The organism is Desulfovibrio intestinalis, assembly GCF_014202345.1.
GTDB classification, from domain to species: Bacteria; Desulfobacterota; Desulfovibrionia; order Desulfovibrionales; family Desulfovibrionaceae; genus Desulfovibrio; species Desulfovibrio intestinalis.
On sequence record NZ_JACHGO010000005.1, the window covers coordinates 175661 to 193730 of the forward strand.

The following is an 18070-nucleotide window of genomic DNA, read 5'->3' on the forward strand; positions in this document are numbered from 1 at the left end:
AATTTCCGCAAAGTCAATACAAGGCGGGGAACAGGGAAATCCCGACCGCAAGACTTAGCTGCGCTTGCTGCGCCTGAAAGCATTTTGCGCGTAATCGCCCAACTGCTCCAGTCTTCTATCCACAAGGTCGTACAGGCTGCCTCGCGTGAAACCGCCTTTTTTCAGGCGACGTCCGGCGGCAAGGCCGGTGAGCAGCAGCAGCGCCTCTTCTATCCGGCGCACAGCATAGATGCTGAACTGTTTATTCTCAACAGCCTTGAGGACTTCAGGGGAGAGCATGAGGTGATCCACGTTGTCGTGCGGTATGATTACCCCCTGCGTACCAGTAAGCCCGTGCCTTGCGCAAACCTTATAAAAACCTTCAATTTTACGGGTAACACCGCCCACAGCCATGATTTGCCCGGCATGGCTGACAGCCCCCGTAAAGGCAAGATCAAGGCGAACCGGAACTTCGGCCAGAGCCGAAAGCAGGGTTACAAGCTCGGCGCCTGATGCGGAGTCGCCCTCAATTCCTGCATAACTTTGTTCAAAGTACAGCGAACCAGAAAGGACGAGGGGTTTTTTACGCGCAAAAAGATCGGTCAGATAGCTCTTGAGAATCATCATGGCCTTGGTGTGGATGGGACCACCCAACTCGGCCTCACGTTCAAGGTCAATGATGCCCTCATGCCCCACGCCAACAGTGCATGAAATGCAGTGAGGCAGCCCAAATTCGAAATCTCCGTGCCACGTAACCGAAAGCCCGTTGACCTGACCAATGGCCGAACCTGAGGTTCGAACCTTGATCATTTCGCGGTCATATTCTTCCATAAATATTTCTTCTACAAGATTGGCCCGGTACGTTCGCGCAGTGTAAGCTTCTTCAAGAATGGGAGCCTTGATTATTTCTTCCCCACGCATATTGGCCAACGCAGAAGCCTCAATCATCAACTCGCGCAGCAAGGGAAACTTGAGCGAAAGACGCCGTTGGTCTTCGCACAGGTGGGACCCAAGATCCACAAGCCAGGCCAGAGCCGTACGGTCAAAAGGAGGAAGCTCACAGCCGTGAATGATGTGGGCTATATGGCTTATGTAATGGCGAATATTCGCAGAATTACGCTCAGTTTCATCAGCCATATGGGCTTTGATGCGGAAAAGCTTGGAAAAACGGTCGTCATTGACAAGCAGGCCTTCGTAAAGCTCTTCACCGCCAACCAGAACAACCTTCAGATCCAAAGGCAGGGGGTCGGGGGTTAACCCCTTGGTGCGGATGGCTGTATCTGGCGCTTCCCCTGCATCTTCAATGCGCGCCTGGTTTGAGCGTAACGCTCGTAACAGACCTTCCCAAGCGGTTGGGTGCTGCAAAAGATCTTCAACATGCAGCACAAGAAAGCCGCCATTGGCTTTATGCAGGCTTCCCGCGCGAATAAGTGTAAAATCGGTCACCAGCGCGCCCATTTCAGATTCGCGCTCAATGCAACCCAGCAAGTTTACTGCTGTAGGATGGTCATCCACAATGATGGGAGCGCCTTCCTGCTTGCTGTTATCAACCAGCAGGTTGATAGCATAGCGGTAGAGCACGCTGTCTGCGCCTGGGCCGCCATGCCCTTCGCCGCCCTGTGAAAGAGGTACGCCTTCCCTTTGAAGAAATGCATCAGTATTTTTCAGCATGTCTTCGCGAAGGGCTTCGAAATACCCTGCCAGGCCTTCGTTGGAGCAGGCTTTGAGCGTCTTTTGTTCAACGGGCGAGAGCAGGGCGTCCAGCACTTGTCCCATTGCCTCGCGCTCAAGACCACGCTCATCATCCTGAAAATTTTCTTCAGCCTTGTTCAATTGACGCATGAAACCAGCCATGGACTGTACCAGATTGTCGCCACGGCTTTTGAGTTTCAGACGGATTGTACTGTCAAGATTGTCGAACTCTTCTTCATTCAGGCGCTTTCCCTCAACAAGGGGATAGAGGGTAAGTCCGCCGTTTTCGTCCATATCAAGGTTAAAGCCCTTGTCTACGGCTACGGAGTTCATTTTGCGTAAAAGGCCCATACGCGCGGTCTGAAACTTGTCCACCAGCTTGGCCCGGCGTTTCATATACGCATTGGCTTCAAAGCGGCGAGGCAACTCTTTTACAATGCCATCAAGCATTTCTTTAAAGCTCTGCTTGAACTTTTTGCCAAGCCCTGCGGGCAAAGCAAAAAGAAGTGGCCGATCAGGGTCTGAAAAATTATGCACATAAATAATATCAGGCGGTGTAGGCGCTTTGCGTGCCTGCGGGCGCAGGTAATTGAGCAACATATGCGTGCGCCCGAGATCCGTTTCGCCGGAAAGATAGACATGGTAGCCACGAGCTTTGATTTGCAGGGCAATATCCAGTGCCTGCATGGCGCGGGGCTGGAAAGGAGTCCTGCGTCCATTGCGTTGGACAGGAATACCCCGGCTGTCATCCCAGGGAAGACGGGCCGGGTCCAGCGTAGCGTGCAATCTTGAACCGGGTAACGATGAGATTTTAGACATATCTATCTGGTATACCTATGACTGTCGGTAAAGTTTTTCAAGGATGGAACGGCCACCCTGATTGAGTATTTCTTCAGCAAGTTCAAAGCCCCACTGGCGCGCCTGTGAAGTGTGCCCCCGTTTTTCAGCTTTAAGAATACGGGTTCCGTCCACTTCGGCCACCAAGCCCTCAAGGCAGAGCGTTTCATCATCCACCAGGCGCGCATGACCAGCAATGGGCACTTGGCAACCGCCCTCAAGACCAGCCAGAAACCCTCTCTCGGCCTCTACGCACACTCTGGTAGAAGTGTCCTCCAATTGAGCGAGCAGCGTGAAAAGATCGTGATCGTCTTCACGGCATTCAATACCCAAGGCTCCCTGTCCAACGGCAGGAAGAAAACTCTGTGGGGCAAGAGAATGCATATAGGGAGCGCTCAATCCCAAGCGGTTCAAGCCGGCAGAGGCCAAAACAATGGCATCGTACACGCCGTCCTGTAACTTGCGCAAACGAGTATCAACGTTGCCTCTGAGGCTTTCGATCTGCAGATCAGGCCGCTGTGCGAGCAATTGTGCTTGACGGCGTAGGCTGCTGGTACCAACACACGCATTTTGCGGCAAGGCGTCCAGAGAATCGAACTTGCATGAAAGCAGGCAATCCGTGGGGTCTTCGCGCGGCGGAACGCAGCCTAAAAGAAGGCCTTGCGGCAGCTCCATCGGCACGTCCTTCATGCTGTGGACGGCCAGATCGGCCTCACCGTTAAGCAGGGCTTCTTCTATTTCTTTGACAAAGAGCCCCTTGCCTCCAACCTTGGCCAAAGGCACATCAAGAATAATGTCGCCCTTGGTTTTAATAACATTAAGACGAATTTCAACTCCAGGCGCAATGTCCTGAAGGCAACTCTTGATGTGCTCGGCCTGCCAGAGGGCGAGACGGCTGCCACGCGTGGCAATGGTGATTGTTTTGCGCATGCTGATCCTCGCCTAATGCCCGCAACTTGCGCAATTTCCACCGGAGCAACCGGCGCAACCGCCACCACCGCCAGAGGAAGGCGCATAATCATCGCCATGAGCACCGCCGCCACGATGGGCGCAGCAAGACATGAGCTTGTGCGTTGCGTGTGATCCGCAATGCGGGCAAGCCGGGGCCGCATCGCCATAAACCAATTCTTCAAATTTCTGGTCGCATTTTTCGCAACAGTACTCATAGATGGGCATGATTAATCCTCGTTTACTGTATCCGCGTGCAGATAGGGCGTCAGTGCCGCCACATTTTCAAAAAGATAATAATCCGTGAGCTGGCAAAGAAGATGACCAGCTGTAATATGAAGTTCCTGAATCAAAGGTGTACTTGTACTGGGCACATCCAGCAGCATATGGCACAAGGAAGCCATCTTTCCGCCACCGCGGCCTGTAAAACCAAGGGTAAGCATGTCTGCGTTGCGCGCCGCTTCCAGAGCAGCCACGACATTGGGGCTGTTGCCAGAAGTGGATATGCCTATCAAAACGTCCCCTTTGCGGCCCAGCGCTTCAACCTGACGAGAAAAAATCTGTTTAAAATCCAGATCATTGCCGATTGAAGTGAGCGCAGAAGTGTCAGTTGTAAGCGCTATGGCTGGCAGGGCGGGTCTATCAACCAAAAATCGGTTAACAAATTCTGCAGCCAGATGTTGGGCATCCGCTGCGCTGCCGCCATTGCCACAGAGCAAAATTTTTCCACCTTGCGCCAAACTGGTTGCAAGCTGCAAGGCTGTGTCACGCAAGTTAATGGCCTGGTCCGCAAAGAAAATTTCTCGCAGCCGGGCGCCGTCACGCGCATGCGCGGCTACAATGTCAAGTGCGCTGTCATTCATGAGTATAACGGCCTATGGGGTTGTGACTTGGAAGTTACTGTTCATATGACAAAGCGGCAGCCCTGACAAGCGAGGTCGGCGGGCTTGCGGTAAGAGCCTTGATAACGTAAATTGTTGACTTATGCAAAATCAACACAAACGCCACATCCTCTTGGTCTGCAAAGCCCGTCACGAACGTGCCGCGCAACTTGGCGAAGAAATCCGTGCTTGGCTGACAGGGCAGGGACATACAGCTGATTTGGTTGAGGCAGGTTTGCCCTCATCCTTATATTCTGCATCTGATCTTGATTTTGTTGTGGTGCTTGGCGGTGACGGCACCATGCTTGGCGTTGCCCGCCGTCTTGTGGGACGCAACGTACCCGTGCTGGGTGTCAACTTTGGGCGCGTGGGCTTTCTAACCGACGCCCAGCCTGAAGACTGGCATGAAAAGATTGAAGAATGCCTGAAGGGGCAGGAACCCATACGGTCCTGTATGGCCTTGCGCTGGTCTGTTTTACGATCTGGCGCAATGCTTGCCGAGGGAGCGGCCATTAACGACGTTGTCGTAAGCCGGGGAGCCCTGTCACGGCTGGTTTGTCTTGATATTTGGGCTGACGGGCAGCGCATGGGATCTTTGCGCAGTGACGGTATCATCCTGTGCACGCCGATTGGCAGTTCAGGTTATAATGTTTCTGCGGGCGGCGCGCTTCTTTACCCTTTGATGGATGCCATCGGTTTTACGCCTGTATGCCCCTTCCTTAATACGATTTCTCCAATGGTTTTTCCAGGTAAAACAGATATTCAACTACAGATTTTGCGTGGCTCCACAGATTGTTACCTGACTGTGGACGGTCAGGAAGGGCAAAAGCTTGAAATGGGCGACATTCTGTATGTTTCCGGTTTGCCTTCTGCCGTGCAATTTATGGGAGAGGGAACTTCCTTTTTTGAACGCCTACGCACCAGAGGCTTTGTTTTGCAGGGTTCAACCGGAAACAATACGGGAGAAAACCTATGAATAAAGGGCTTGCTCCCGTAAAAGTTCGGGATATTCGTCTGGGAGAGAATGTCCGGTTTGATGCATGGCTGTACAGCATGCTTATGGACAACAATCTGGCTTACAGAATGAATCCTGACCTTATTGTCAGTCCAGAGCAAATGTCTTTTATGGTGCATCTTGGCCCCGATCAAATATATCTGCCTTGTTCGGACGCCACATTTTCCATGCTATGCGCCCAAAATCCTTCTGTGGAATTGCGCAATCAGTACAACAGATCCTGGCGCATCATCATGCGTTTGGTGCGTTCCTTTGTGCCGGACAAAGCCACGCGCAGGCGTATCCTGCAATTCTGCCGCTACCGTTTTTCACAGTATATAGCGCAGCACACCCTTATTCCGTCACGCCTTGTTAAAAGAATGACAGGCCTTGTATTGGCGCAAGGGAATATGCTGGACGACCCCTGGGAAGACCGGCGGCGAACATCCACAGCGCTACAGCAAGAAGTGCTGTCGATGCCGGAAGTTTATGAAAACCTTGAGGCCATGCCCAAGGGACCGATGCCCACAGGCATATCCAAAGCGCGGCGCAGCATGGACTATGTTGAAGTTACCCGCCTGCTTTGTCTTTCAGCCATGTCGCGAGACTGGCTTGAAAAAAAGCCTTCCAGCGAAGAAATTCGCAGCGCAATGGATGAAGCCTACACGGCCTGCGAAGATTTGCGCCTATACTTTGAAGCCAGCGCCGGACGGTCAGGCACGATACTTTTTCTTTGTGATGCTGATGGGGGCACTCTTTTTGATCTGGTGATGGTGCAGAGCCTCATTCGCATGGGACACAGAGTTATTTTTGCCGTTAAAACTGGCTTTTATTTCTATGCGCCGACACTGGAAGACGTGGAGACCGACCCAGCTCTCAAACCTTGGCTGCGCGGCGGCATTGTTCTGCGTCAAGATAAGCTGAGTAAGAATGACCTGTTGCGGCATTTGAGAGAGCACCGTCTTGTGGTGATTGGTGACGGCACTCGTGAAAGGCTAAATTTATACCGGGTTTCTGTGACATTTTCTCGCGCGTGGAAAGAGGCAGACGTCATTCTTGGCAAAGGCTGGCGTGCTGCTGATGTTTTGCTTGGCACCAGCCAGGAATTCACCCGCGATGTCATTTGTTACTGGCGTGATAGCAATGGTTTTCATATCAAACTGCGCAAGCACGCGCCAGAAGTTAAAAAATTTAGCGAAGATGCCATTGCCGCGCAAGCAGAGAGCATTATTGCCGGCATGCGCGAAGCGAAAAGCCAAGGCCGTACCATCATGTTTTACAGCTGCGTTATTGGCAGTATTCCGGGTGAAACTTCTACGGCAATCAATCTGGTACACGCTTTTGTAGACAATTTGCGCAAAAAAATGGATAATATACTGATAATCAACCCCGCTGAGCACTTTATTGATGGCATGGACGGGGACGATCTCATGTACATGTGGGAGCGCGTGCAACGTAGCGGTCTCATTGATGTGTGGCGCTTTCAAACATTTGAAGATATTGAGGAAAGCTTCGCTCTTCTTGGGCGCAAAGTACCGCCGCAGTGGTCTGGTAAAGACTCGACGTATTCTACCGGCTGCACCAAGGAAATGCACATCGCTCTTGATGTGCAGAACAAAAACCGCGAAATGCAGATCATTGGCCCTGAAGCCAGACTTTTCTTCCGCAGGGGAGAATACGGCGTGGGCAAATATTTTGATGCAAGCATTCCTCACTAGAGCTGATTACTTAAGGGAGTAGTTGAGTTATGGCCGCCTATGAAGCCGTTATCGGCCTGGAAGTGCATGTGCAACTGGCCACGGCCTCCAAATTGTTTTGTTCTTGTCCTACCACGTTTGGTCAACCGCCGAACTCCAATGTTTGCGAAGTTTGCTCAGGTATGCCTGGCGCATTGCCAGTACCCAATAAGCAGGCCATCCATTTCGCGACGCTAGTGGGGCTTGCCACCGACTGCACCATAAATTCTCGCTCCATTTTTGCGCGCAAGAATTATTTTTACCCTGATCTTCCAGCTGGCTACCAAATTTCCCAGTTTGAACTGCCCATTTGTGAGTATGGCCATCTGGATATTGAGACAGATAGCGTCGTCAAGCGGGTGGGTATTACCAGAATTCATATGGAAAATGATGCTGGCAAGAACATTCATGCCCAGGGTGAAAACGTCAGCTATGTTGATTTGAACAGGGCTGGCACCCCCTTGGTGGAAATTGTTTCTGAGCCAGATATGCGCTCCGCAGCTGAAGCTGTGGCGTATCTTAAAGCTCTTTACGCTATTGTGACCTACCTTGGCGTATGTGACGGGAATATGGAAGAAGGCAGCTTCCGCTGTGACGCGAACGTATCTTTGCGGCCTGTGGGCACAGAAGCTTTCGGCACACGCACAGAATTGAAAAATCTCAATTCATTCCGCAATGTACAGCGGGCCATCGAATATGAAATTGGTCGGCAGCAGGATGTACTGGACGACGGCGATAAGGTCATACAGGAAACGCGCCTTTATGATGCCGTAAAAAACACCACTGCCTCTATGCGTAGCAAAGAAGAAGCGCACGATTACCGCTATTTCCCTGATCCGGATATTTTGCCCATTGAAATTTCTGATGAAGAAATGGTCAAATGGAAGGAAGAACTGCCTGAGCTGCCCAAAAGCAGAGCTGCCCGTTTTATGCAGATGACAGGTCTGCCCGAAGCTGAGATTGAAATTTTAGTTCAGAGCCAAGGGCTGGCCGACTTTTTTGAAGCAGCTGCAAAGCTTTCAGATGCACGCAAAACAGCCAACCTCGTACTTGGCCCCCTGTTGCGCGAATGTAACCTTCGGGGCGTCAGCGCCGCAAATCCTGCCCAATGGAACATGCGGCCAGAAGCTTTGGCAGAATTGGTACGAATTGTTGACCAGGGGCTGATTAGCGCAAAGATTGCCAATGACATCTTTAGCGATATTTTTGAAACCGGGGCCATGCCTGAAGCCTATGTAAAAGAAAAGGGCATGGTTCAGATTTCCGACACGTCAGCAATTGAAAAAGCTGTCGACGAAGTCATCGCCGCCAACCCTGCAGAAGTTGAAGCATACAAGGGCGGTAAAACCAAACTCATAAGTTTCTTTGTGGGCCAGATTATGCGCGTTACCAAGGGCAAGGCCAACCCCGCTCTCGTAAACGAACTGCTGGCAAAAAAACTGCAATAGTACCTGCAGAATTTATAAGCAGCGAAGAGTTTCGCTGACCTTACAAATCAGATGACAAAGGCCCCCCGCGAAAGCAGGGGGCCTTTGTCATCTGAAAGTTTGATTCCTGGAGCATTCCAACATTGAAAATATTCAGGAGCAATCAAAACGAACCGTCTGTCGCAAGGCTGCACGGATTTAGACGAAAACCAGGCTTTCAGCTAAAAAACAACTTTGAATGCGCCGTCAATTGCAAAACGAATCGGCTCCAGCTACACGCCAGTTGCTGCTGCCTCATCTACAACCCACACCAGATCGCCGAAACCTGGACGCACCATTTGCGCAGGCAAGGTTGGAGGAGCAAGAAGGTCAAGAGCGCGTGAAAGAACGGTATGCTTTTCCGCACCAGTGACAAGAAACATGCAGCAACGCGCGTTATTGATGACAGGAAGGGTTAAAGTCAGGCGGTCGGCCTTTCGTTCCGGTACATACTGATCAATAACAAGGCGTTTTTTCTCTGCCAGAGCAGGCGAGTTAGGAAAGATGGAGCCAGTATGACCATCTTCGCCCATGCCAAGCAGCACAAAGTCAAAACGGGGCATATCTTGCGGGCCAAGGTCGAATTCTGTTCGCAGCTGTTTTTCATATTTGACGGCTGCTTCAACAGGGTCTTCTTCTCCACGCATGCGATAGAAATGGGTAGCGGGAACATGCCCAAGCAATTCTTTACGCGCCAGACCGTAGTTGCTGTCAGCGTGCTCAGGGCCCACGCAACGCTCGTCAACCCAAAAGATGCTCATCTTGTCCCAAGGCAACCTGTCAGCCCAGTCGTCGCCCGCCAAAAGGCGAAAAAGAGGAATGGGAGTTTGACCACCGGAAAGGGAGATACGAAAAACGCCTCTGTCAGCAACAGCTTCTTCACAGGCGGCAGCAAGAATATGCGCGGCACGTTCCGCCATAGCCGCAGGATCTTTATGAATATGCACCGTAAGATGAATGGATCGGCTGAGGCCCGACATGTGACGGCTCCTTAGATGTTGACGATGGAAACGGTCAGGCGCGGGGCCAAGACCGTCCTGCTAAAACTTGCCTGCTAAACAATAGTCGTGACGTCAAAAAAAAATCAGTAGCACTGCTATACAGCAATATGCCTATATTCTTGAACAGATTCGGCAGTAGTCGCGCCGATTCTTACCATAAATTTTGGGTTCTATGTGGCCGGAACAACGATTTTTACTATGCCATAGAAGCAGGGGAGAGAAAAGTCATATTTGTGTCAATTGGGTGCCACGACTATTGAAATTCTTCAATTGGGGCTGGAGCTTCTGATATATGCAGCACCTCGCCACTGTTGAGCCCAAGTGTTTTCCAAGAAGCCTTGCATTGCAAAGGTTGTCCACTCAAAACACGCTTTCCGAGATCGCTGTTGCCATCAAGCTCAATTGTCCAGCTGTGTTCAAAGTCTTCACCAGGGTGTGTTGGTTGAACCGCATTAAGATTACGGGACAGTAAAACAGCCCCTGAAGCAGTGCTGAATTCAGCAAACAGGTTCATATTATTCACACTAACTGTGCCAATATTGCGAGCCAGAACACGCGTTACCAAAAGCAAGGTAGTATCATCTGAAATGAGCCCTGCACTGGCCGAGCAGGATTGAAGGGGAAAAAGATCCTTGATGCGCCGCTCTGTCAGTATGTTTTTATCCAAAATCATTTGACGTTGCGCACGCATGCGCTCCTCTTGCGCTTCGCGGAACTGGCGTACCAGTTCAGGGCTATTTACCAAATAGCGCACACGCCATCCTTCAGGAGTTGTATCCATCCGGAAAATAAGCAGGAAATTTTTATCAAGAAGAGGATGATGCACCTTGGCTGTCAGAAGGGCAGTACCTTCGCTGGAAGTTTGCAAGCTGAGGGTGTTGACAATCTGAGCAATGAAATCTTGCGGTAAAGCGTACAGGGGGGTTCTTAGCCGTGTTTTCAGATCATGTTCTTCTTTTGCGGGCTCCTGCTTGGTACGAACCTGTTTGAGCAAAGATGTCTGTATCATATCGCGCAATTGCCGTTCTTGATCTGGGCCCGCTTTGAGAAAAGGGTAACTCTGCATCAAGTTCTTGCTCAAATTAGCTGAAAACGTATTGAAATCGACAAGCTCGGCAATACTTTCAGCATCACCTGTTTTCAAGGCGTCGCGTAAAGTCTCATAGGTATACTGGCTCGACTGGCGGTACTGAAAATAGCGCCAACCGCTGACCCCCATAACAACGACAATAATAACAAGAACAGCCGCTGCCAGCACAAGCGTATGTTTTTTTGCAAAAGCTACGACCGTAGAAAGAAAAGGGAGGTTCATGATGTACCTGTGGCAAGAACTTCTATGAAGAATTCAAAGAGTTTTTTGAACCGCACTCCATTGCCGGTTGTGGGCTGCTCAAGCGTGGCCTCTTGATTTTAAGAGGCATAGGAGTGACCGGACGTGCCGATTCCAAATCAAGGCGTATGACGCCCCAAGCCCCAAAGGGCAAGCGCAACACGCGAGTGCAACAACTTAATGGGCAGATACCATCCCAAAAACTTCGAGGACCTGCAAGCGTGCTTGTTCCACAAAGTCGCCCAATTTTTGTGTTCTTAAGCACTCGCCAGACTTGCCACCAATTATGCACCGGACCTGGCCAGGAACTTCTGCTTCCCTTGCTTCCCTGGATGCGGTGCAGGGCGTAGGCTAAAGAAGCACTGTTCCAAAAAGTAACCGCAAGACCACTCGAGGCAACGCGCAAGGCTTCTCGCACCGCAGCGTCAATTCCTTTTTTGTCCGTAGCGGCAAGGTGCAATACCACGCTGTCGAAAAAATTATCATCAAAAGGCAGGTAATCTTCGGAGGCGGCCAATATCTCGGCCCGCCCACCCATAAGGGCGGCAACCTGCGACCGTAGTTCAGGGCGTAATTCCGTGACGGTCAAATCGAAACCGCATTCCCACAGTAAAGGAGAAAACATCCCTTGACTGCAGTTGATTTCCAGCAGTGTTTTTCCTCTGCGCGGCCATACAGCCAAACACTGCTGCAACAAATTTTGCTGCTTGCTGAGGGCTGAATCCCTTTTAATGTTCCAATTCAACCATTTCATATAGTCTGCCTTTTTTATGGCCGCCAGCTATTTCTTACACCACTATTTTGCAAAGCAGCCAAAATGGCAAGGAAAAACTGTCACATCAAAATTGGGCGTATGTAAAGCACAATAAGGCGCTTTTTGCATACGGCAAGACAGAAAAAGAGGCGGGGCTGAAATGGCATACCCCGCCTCTTCTTGATTGTTACCCTGCTTTAGCAAGCTGCAATGGCTTCAATTTCTATTTTGGCGCCCAAGGGAAGCGCGCTCACCTCAACGCAGGACCGCGCAGGGCAAGGCGCTGTGAAATACTGCTTGTATACTTCGTTTACAGAGCCGAACGTGCTAATGTCAGTAATAAAGACAGTGACCTTCACCAGATTCTCGGCTGTAAGTCCTTGGGACTCAAGAATAGCCAGAACATTTTTGCAGCTTTGGGCGGCCTGGGTTGCAGCGTCGCCTTCAACCAGTTTGCCTGTGGCCGGATCAATAGGCACCTGACCGGAAAGAAACATGAGGTTTCCTGTTTTGATAGCCTGGCTGTAGGGGCCAACAGCGGCAGGGGCTTTATCCGTGCTAACGACTTGCTTGTTCATGTTTCGCTCCTCTATCAGTGGTACATGGGTAAAAGATTGAAAACAAAAAGTGTATGACAGATGGCCACAAAGCAACCATAAAACAACAGCATGGGGATGGTAAGACGGCCCCCCGGCGTCACATAACCAGTTTTTCCAAACTGGTTACGCGCTGCTGCTAACAGCAGCGCGGGTATAATGACAGCCCAAAATGCTGAAGCCAAACCGGCCCAGCCAATAGCAGGCAAAAAGCCGTCTGGCCAGATAATGCCGCCCAAAATGGGCGGGGCAAAAGTGACCAGCAGTGTTTTGGTTCGGCCCCAATTGGTGTCATCAAATTTGCACAGGTCGGCTATATAGTCAAAAAGACCAAGCCCTGCTCCAAGAAAGGACGTTGCTACTGCCAGCAAAGAAAAGCTTTCCAGCATGCGCAGGATGAGAAAACTGCCAAGGTTATTGCCTGTAGCGGCCATAAGGTCGCCAACATTGCCGCCAGCCGCAATGACAGCTTTGAAATCTTCACGGGAAATATTGCCATCGGCTACCGTTAACCACGACATATAACAAACAAGGGCCACAACTGTTCCATAGCGCAAGCTTGCGTTAATTGTGCGCGGCTCCTTGCCCATATATTTGACCAGACTGGGCACCGATGCGTGAAAGCAGAATGACGTCAGGTAGGTTGATACTGCTCCCCACAGGAAGATCATTTCCCCGCCGTTGCCATTGCTATCCATCAGGGTGTCAATACGGAGGTGAGTTGCCATACCGCTGATGGAAAAGAGGTAGGTTATAACCATGCCGCCAACAAGCAGAATGGAAAACCTGTCCACTGCCTTTGAACTCCACCAGATAAAAGTTGTAAGCAGCAGCGCAAAAACAAGACTGGCGAGCAGCCTTGGCGGCGCATTTCCGGTTATTGAAGTTATGCTTTGTTCAATGATTGAGCCGCCACCGCTGACATAGGCGTAGATAAGAGTGTAAAGCACAAAGGTTACAGCGCAGCCGTTGGCGAAACTCCACTTTGGACCAAGTAAGTCGCGCACCATCGTGTGGAAGCTGTGCCCAGGTTCAAAGTGCAGACTCACTTCCAGCAAGGCCTGGCTTGAGCGCAGCATGACAAACCACGACACAAGCATAAGTGCAGTGGACCAGTAAAACCACATTCCTGCCGAAGCCATAGGTAAAGCCAGCATACCAGCGCCAATGGCGGTTCCGGCCACAAGGGTCGTGCCGCCAAGTACAGGGGGGAGACGAAAATTCATTATCTATCCTTGGTTGGGGGGGATTTTTGCTGGCGGGTATGAAAAAAATTGGAAAGCAGCGCACCAGAAATATTTTGCCAGACGCTGTAAAGAGCACCTGCAATGGCTGCTGACGGAGAAAAGTGCGCCAGGGCCAGCGCGGTGGCAAGACCAGAATTTTTGGTTCCTACTGAAAGACAAAAGGCACGCGCTGTACTTGTGTCAAAGCGCATGAAACGGGCAAGAAGGCTGCCAAGCCCCAGCCCTGAAATATTGAGGCACACAACAGCCACCAGAATATCGAGTCCGGCCTTCAGGATATTTCCAGCGTTGATCGCCAGAATGCCCGCCACAACAAGCGTGATGGTCAGAGCCGAAAGCAGGGGAAGAAAGGGCAGGGCGTTTTTGGTAAAACCGCTAAAAAAGCGGTGTGCCACAAGGCCCAACAAGACGGGAACGACAACAATTTTACTGATGGAAAACATCAAGCCCCAAACATCCACCGGAATCCACACGCCGCCAAGAAGCCAGGTAAACAAGGGCATGAGAAAAAGCGAAAGAAAGGTTCCCACAGAAGTAAGGGTTACGGCATACGGCACATTACCCTTGGCAATGTAAGCCAGAACATTTGCCGCTGTGCCTCCTGGCGCAGCGCCAACAAGGATAAGTCCCATAGCTATGTCAGGCGGCAAGGCGCAAATATGGCAGAGGACAAAGGCCAGCAAACTCATAATGACAAACTGGGCAGCTATTCCCAGTAAAATACGCGCAGGGTTGGCCAACACATGGCTGAAATCACCCACGCGCAGGGTCATGCCCATACCGAACATGATGAGGCCCAACAAAATTGTGATATATGGGGCCACCCACAAAAAAAGCTCTGGCTTCCAGAGAGCCAGAACCGAACAGGCAATAACCACTATGCCCATATAGCGTGTGATAGCGGCGCTGATTTTAATTGCAAGGCGCAGCAAGACAATTCCTCCGCCTGAGGCGTTACAAGATTATGTAGGGCATACTGGCAGAGTGACGTTGGCTTGGCAATAGGCGAGATAAAAAGTTACTGAGAATAGTGGGTTGGAGAAAACTGGCAATATGCCTCAGCTGCCTGTCGGCATGAACGTCACTTGAAAAAGCTTTCCCAAGCAGGTAGTCTAGAACTTTAGGAGCGCGCCCATTTGGCGCGCGTTTTCGCACCGCACTTTGCACGAGGCGAAAACGTCACCAAATTTTGAGGAGCATCATGAGCAACGAACCGGACAAGATTATTTATTCAATGATCCGTGTGACCAAGCGCCACGGCCAGAAGGAAGTGCTGAAAGACATTTCCCTCTCCTATTTCTATGGGGCCAAAATTGGCGTGCTTGGATTAAACGGCGCAGGTAAATCCAGCCTGTTGAGAATTCTGGCTGGTGTGGATCAATCATTTGAAGGCAAAACCGTCCTGGCACCCGGCCACACCATTGGCTATCTTGAACAGGAACCACTTGCCAACGAAACACGTACTGTGCGTGAAGTTGTTGAAGACGGGGTCAGTGAGCTTACTGCCATTGCCCGCCAGTTTGAAGAAATCAATGCCAAATTCTCTGAACCTATGGAACCAGAGGAAATGGACGCGCTTATCACGCGGCAGGCTGAAGTACAGGAACTCATGGACGCCAAGAACATCTGGGATCTTGATTCCCGGCTTGAGATGGCGATGGATGCGTTGCGTTGCCCTCCTGGCGACATGCCTGTTCCGCAGATTTCCGGTGGTGAACGCCGACGGGTAGCCCTGTGCCGCCTCCTGCTTCAGGATCCTGACATTCTGCTGCTTGACGAACCTACCAACCACCTGGATGCCGAATCCGTGGCATGGCTTGAGCGCTACCTGTCCACGTTCCCGGGTACCGTCATCGCAGTTACGCATGACCGCTACTTCCTCGACAATGTGGCGGGGTGGATTCTTGAGCTCGATCGTGGCCGGGGCATACCCTGGAAGGGCAATTACTCTTCCTGGCTTGAGCAAAAGCAGAAGCGGCTGGCTCACGAAGAAAAAAGTGAAGCCGAACGGCAGAAGACACTGCAACGCGAACTCGAATGGGTTCGTATGTCCCCCAAGGGGCGTCATGCCAAAGGCAAGGCGCGCCTCAATGCGTATGAGGCCATGCTTTCTCACGAGAGTGAAAAGCGGGCCCCGGACCTGGAAATTTATATTCCGCCGGGACAGCGCCTGGGCAAAAGTGTTATTGAAATTGACGGTCTCAGTAAGGCTGTGGGTGACCGCATGCTGATGGATGGAGCAAGCGGGATTATTCCGCCTGGAGCCATTGTTGGTATTGTTGGCCCCAACGGTGCTGGTAAAACGACTCTTTTCAAAATGCTGGTTGGGCAGGAACAGCCTGATTCCGGCACGCTGAAAATCGGAGAAACCGTACAATTTGCTCATGTTGATCAGGGACGTGAATCCCTTACACCGGGCAAAACGGTATATGAACTCATCAGTGATGGGGCAGAAACAATCAAACTTGGCAACCGTGAAGTCAATGCGCGTGCTTACTGCACCCGCTTCAATTTTCACGGAGCAGACCAGCAGAAAAAAGCCGATGTGCTTTCTGGTGGTGAACGTAATCGGCTTCATTTGGCTCGCATGCTTAAATCAGGGGCCAACGTGTTGCTGCTTGACGAACCTACCAACGATATAGACGTCAACACCATGCGCGCTCTTGAGGACGCACTGGACAACTTTGCTGGCTGCGTACTGGTTATCAGCCATGACCGTTGGTTCCTGGACAGGGTAGCCACGCACATCATGGCTTTTGAAGACGATGCCAACGTAATTTTTATTGAAGGCAACTATTCGGACTATGATGAGGACCGTAAAAAAAGGCTCGGCAAGGATGCCGATACGCCGCACCGCCTCAAATTCCGTAAACTGACACGATAAGCGCCGTTCCCCCGCGGCAGGCAACTGACGCGGGGGAACAGGTCCTTGGGAGGGCAGATGCGTACAGGGAAAACTTCACAGAACCGCGTTCGCATCGGCAAGATTTCCGATTGCGTGAAGGTTCTGTTTCTCGTTTTGTTAGTAGGCCTTATGGCAACCGATGGCGCATGGGCTGCTGCGGAAAAAACTGTTGCAACAGCGCCAACAAGCCCTATTTCCGCAATTCTTTCACCATCCGGCGGGCAGGTACAGGTTGAAGAAACTTTGCCTGTTGTCATGAATGATGACTTGGGAATTTTGAGTTTTGTCTTGCCTGGCGGAGCTGAAAACTTACAAATCAGTGTGCCGGGGCATGTCATCGCTCGCTGGACTTCTACCCCGCAAGCCCTTGAGCGCAAAGGTCATCTTGCTGCCATTCGCGAAGGCTTGACTGCAGAAATAAATCAAATTAACGGCAAACTGGCCGCAATCAAAGCACAGCTGGCTCTTTGGCAAAGCCCGCCAACCAGCAGCACCTTTCAGGATCTCACCCAAAGAGAAAAAAGGCAGAGCGGCGCCATTCCTGAACTGATAGTGGAGCAGGCGAACCTCGAAAGCCACTTGTCAGTACTGCGCCAGCAACTGGACCAAATGCCCCTGAGTCCTGAAATGGGACAGCGCGTCACAATTGCTCTGCGTAAACCGGTCACAGCGAAAAGTCTGCAGGTGACCTACAGCTACCAACTGCGTAATTGTGGCTGGCGGCCAGTTTATACTTTTGATGCCAAAACCGGTAACGGCAAAAGCAATGAAACCTCTGTTCGCCTGATGGCAGAAATCTGGCAACTTTCGGGCATTGACTGGCAAAATGCCCAAATTACACTTATCTCAAGGGGGGAAGGCCCACGCGAGCCTTCGCCATTGAACAAGTGGGTTGTTGATTCTCAGGCCGCACCTGCGCCACAGCCTGCCCCCATGGCCCGCAAGGCCTCGGGCCGCGTCATGATGATGGCAGCAGAGGCTGATACTGCTTCTATTGAACCCCCTGTGGTGCATGACAACAGTGCTGTTTTTGCCCGTTGGAACCTGGCTGTACGCGGTCTGCCTGAAGGACGCTCCCGTTTGCTCATCGTTGAGGACATGTGGAAAACTTCTCTTCAGTGGTTGACTCGTCCTATGGTGGGTGATAGCCGCGTGTGGCTTATGGGCAAATACACCCTTCCTTCAGAGCAGTCTTGGCCAGATGGTTCCGCAGAATTCTGTGTTGACGGCCAGGGTGTTGGCCAGGGCTTCTTCACGCCGCGTGGTGGCGAAGCTACACTGTATTTCGGGCCGGACCCGCGTGTACATGTTAATGTTATTGTTAACAGCAGAAGGCGCGGCGAAAGCGGTTTTATTGAAAAAAGCCGCACCTGGACTTGGGCATGGACGTATGTGCTGACCAATACCCACAAGTCTCCTGTTAATGTCCGCCTTGAGCGGCCAATGCCGATGATTGTCGATCAGGGTGTGACAGCTACCTATAATGATACGCCGCCCGCGCAACACGTGACAGACGAACAGATGTTGTTGTGGAATATTGAGGTGCCTGGCGACGGAAAGGCTGAAGTTAAGCACTCCGTAACTATTACCTCATCCAAAGAAATGCCGATGCTGAGTGATATTCCTTAGCAAAATCATGTACTTAAAGAATATCATTAAAGCCGCCCTGTCAGTACGGGGCGGCTTTTATACCCATAGGGCAAC

The 18070-nt window shown here is 51.3% G+C and carries 15 protein-coding genes; 5 read left to right on the forward strand and 10 right to left on the reverse strand.

Going from position 1 to position 18070, the window contains the following annotated elements; translation table 11 throughout:
- Positions 1-54 precede the first annotated feature (54 nt).
- Genes HNQ38_RS09110 through HNQ38_RS09125 form a run of 4 tightly spaced genes read right to left on the reverse strand, consistent with a single transcriptional unit; the run spans position 55 to position 4319 of the window.
- Complete coding sequence (locus tag HNQ38_RS09110) at positions 55-2490, reverse strand: Lon protease family protein (protein WP_183719650.1); 2436 nt, start codon at positions 2488-2490, stop codon at positions 55-57.
- Between the two features lie 15 nt (positions 2491-2505).
- On the reverse strand, positions 2506-3438 hold the full coding sequence (gene hemC, locus HNQ38_RS09115) for a hydroxymethylbilane synthase (RefSeq protein ID WP_183719653.1): 933 nt from the start codon (positions 3436-3438) through the stop codon (positions 2506-2508).
- Between the two features lie 12 nt (positions 3439-3450).
- On the reverse strand, positions 3451-3684 hold the full coding sequence (locus HNQ38_RS09120; protein WP_183719655.1) for an FmdB family zinc ribbon protein: 234 nt from the start codon (positions 3682-3684) through the stop codon (positions 3451-3453).
- 2 nt (positions 3685-3686) lie between these two features.
- Positions 3687-4319, reverse strand: coding sequence for a D-sedoheptulose 7-phosphate isomerase (locus HNQ38_RS09125; RefSeq protein ID WP_183719657.1), 633 nt, complete (start codon positions 4317-4319; stop codon positions 3687-3689).
- A gap of 121 nt (positions 4320-4440) precedes the next feature.
- Here HNQ38_RS09125 and HNQ38_RS09130 point away from each other — a divergent pair, with 121 nt between their 5' ends.
- From HNQ38_RS09130 to gatB, 3 genes are read left to right on the forward strand one after another with little or no spacing between them, the layout of a single operon-like run.
- The gene (locus HNQ38_RS09130; RefSeq protein ID WP_183719660.1) at positions 4441-5313 is read left to right on the forward strand and encodes an NAD(+)/NADH kinase; all 873 of its coding nucleotides are present in this window, start codon (positions 4441-4443) and stop codon (positions 5311-5313) included.
- A complete protein-coding gene (locus HNQ38_RS09135; protein ID WP_183719662.1) occupies positions 5310-7049 on the forward strand; it encodes an ARMT1-like domain-containing protein in 1740 nt (579 codons plus the stop codon). Before HNQ38_RS09130 ends, HNQ38_RS09135 begins: the two co-directional genes overlap by 4 nt.
- 29 nt (positions 7050-7078) lie before the next feature.
- On the forward strand, positions 7079-8515 hold the full coding sequence (gene gatB, locus HNQ38_RS09140) for an Asp-tRNA(Asn)/Glu-tRNA(Gln) amidotransferase subunit GatB (RefSeq protein ID WP_183719664.1): 1437 nt from the start codon (positions 7079-7081) through the stop codon (positions 8513-8515).
- 251 nt (positions 8516-8766) lie between these two features.
- Here the strand turns inward: gatB and pgl are convergent, their stop codons facing one another.
- The 6 genes from pgl to HNQ38_RS09170 form a co-directional block, all read right to left on the reverse strand.
- The gene (gene pgl, locus HNQ38_RS09145) at positions 8767-9513 is read right to left on the reverse strand and encodes a 6-phosphogluconolactonase (protein ID WP_183719666.1); all 747 of its coding nucleotides are present in this window, start codon (positions 9511-9513) and stop codon (positions 8767-8769) included.
- A gap of 274 nt (positions 9514-9787) precedes the next feature.
- Entirely contained in the window at positions 9788-10846 is a 1059-nt protein-coding gene (locus tag HNQ38_RS09150; protein WP_183719668.1) for a DUF2939 domain-containing protein, read from the reverse strand.
- Positions 10847-10868: 22 nt separating this feature from the next.
- The gene (locus tag HNQ38_RS09155; protein WP_183719670.1) at positions 10869-11618 is read right to left on the reverse strand and encodes a class I SAM-dependent methyltransferase; all 750 of its coding nucleotides are present in this window, start codon (positions 11616-11618) and stop codon (positions 10869-10871) included.
- A gap of 197 nt (positions 11619-11815) precedes the next feature.
- Complete coding sequence (locus tag HNQ38_RS09160) at positions 11816-12196, reverse strand: RidA family protein (RefSeq protein ID WP_183719672.1); 381 nt, start codon at positions 12194-12196, stop codon at positions 11816-11818.
- A gap of 14 nt (positions 12197-12210) precedes the next feature.
- The gene (locus tag HNQ38_RS09165) at positions 12211-13440 is read right to left on the reverse strand and encodes an aromatic amino acid transport family protein (RefSeq protein WP_183719674.1); all 1230 of its coding nucleotides are present in this window, start codon (positions 13438-13440) and stop codon (positions 12211-12213) included.
- Positions 13440-14393 carry a bile acid:sodium symporter family protein gene (locus HNQ38_RS09170; RefSeq protein WP_183719676.1) on the reverse strand — a complete coding sequence of 318 codons (954 nt, stop codon included), beginning with the start codon at positions 14391-14393 and terminating at the stop codon, positions 13440-13442. The genes HNQ38_RS09165 and HNQ38_RS09170 overlap by 1 nt, the downstream gene beginning before the upstream one ends.
- Before the next feature lie 269 nt (positions 14394-14662).
- Between HNQ38_RS09170 and ettA the strand changes: the two genes are divergently transcribed.
- The gene (gene ettA / locus HNQ38_RS09175; protein WP_183719678.1) at positions 14663-16345 is read left to right on the forward strand and encodes an energy-dependent translational throttle protein EttA; all 1683 of its coding nucleotides are present in this window, start codon (positions 14663-14665) and stop codon (positions 16343-16345) included.
- Between the two features lie 57 nt (positions 16346-16402).
- Positions 16403-17995: a DUF4139 domain-containing protein gene (locus HNQ38_RS09180; protein WP_183719680.1), complete on the forward strand. Its 1593-nt coding sequence runs from the start codon at positions 16403-16405 to the stop codon at positions 17993-17995.
- The last annotated feature ends 75 nt before the right edge of the window (positions 17996-18070 follow it).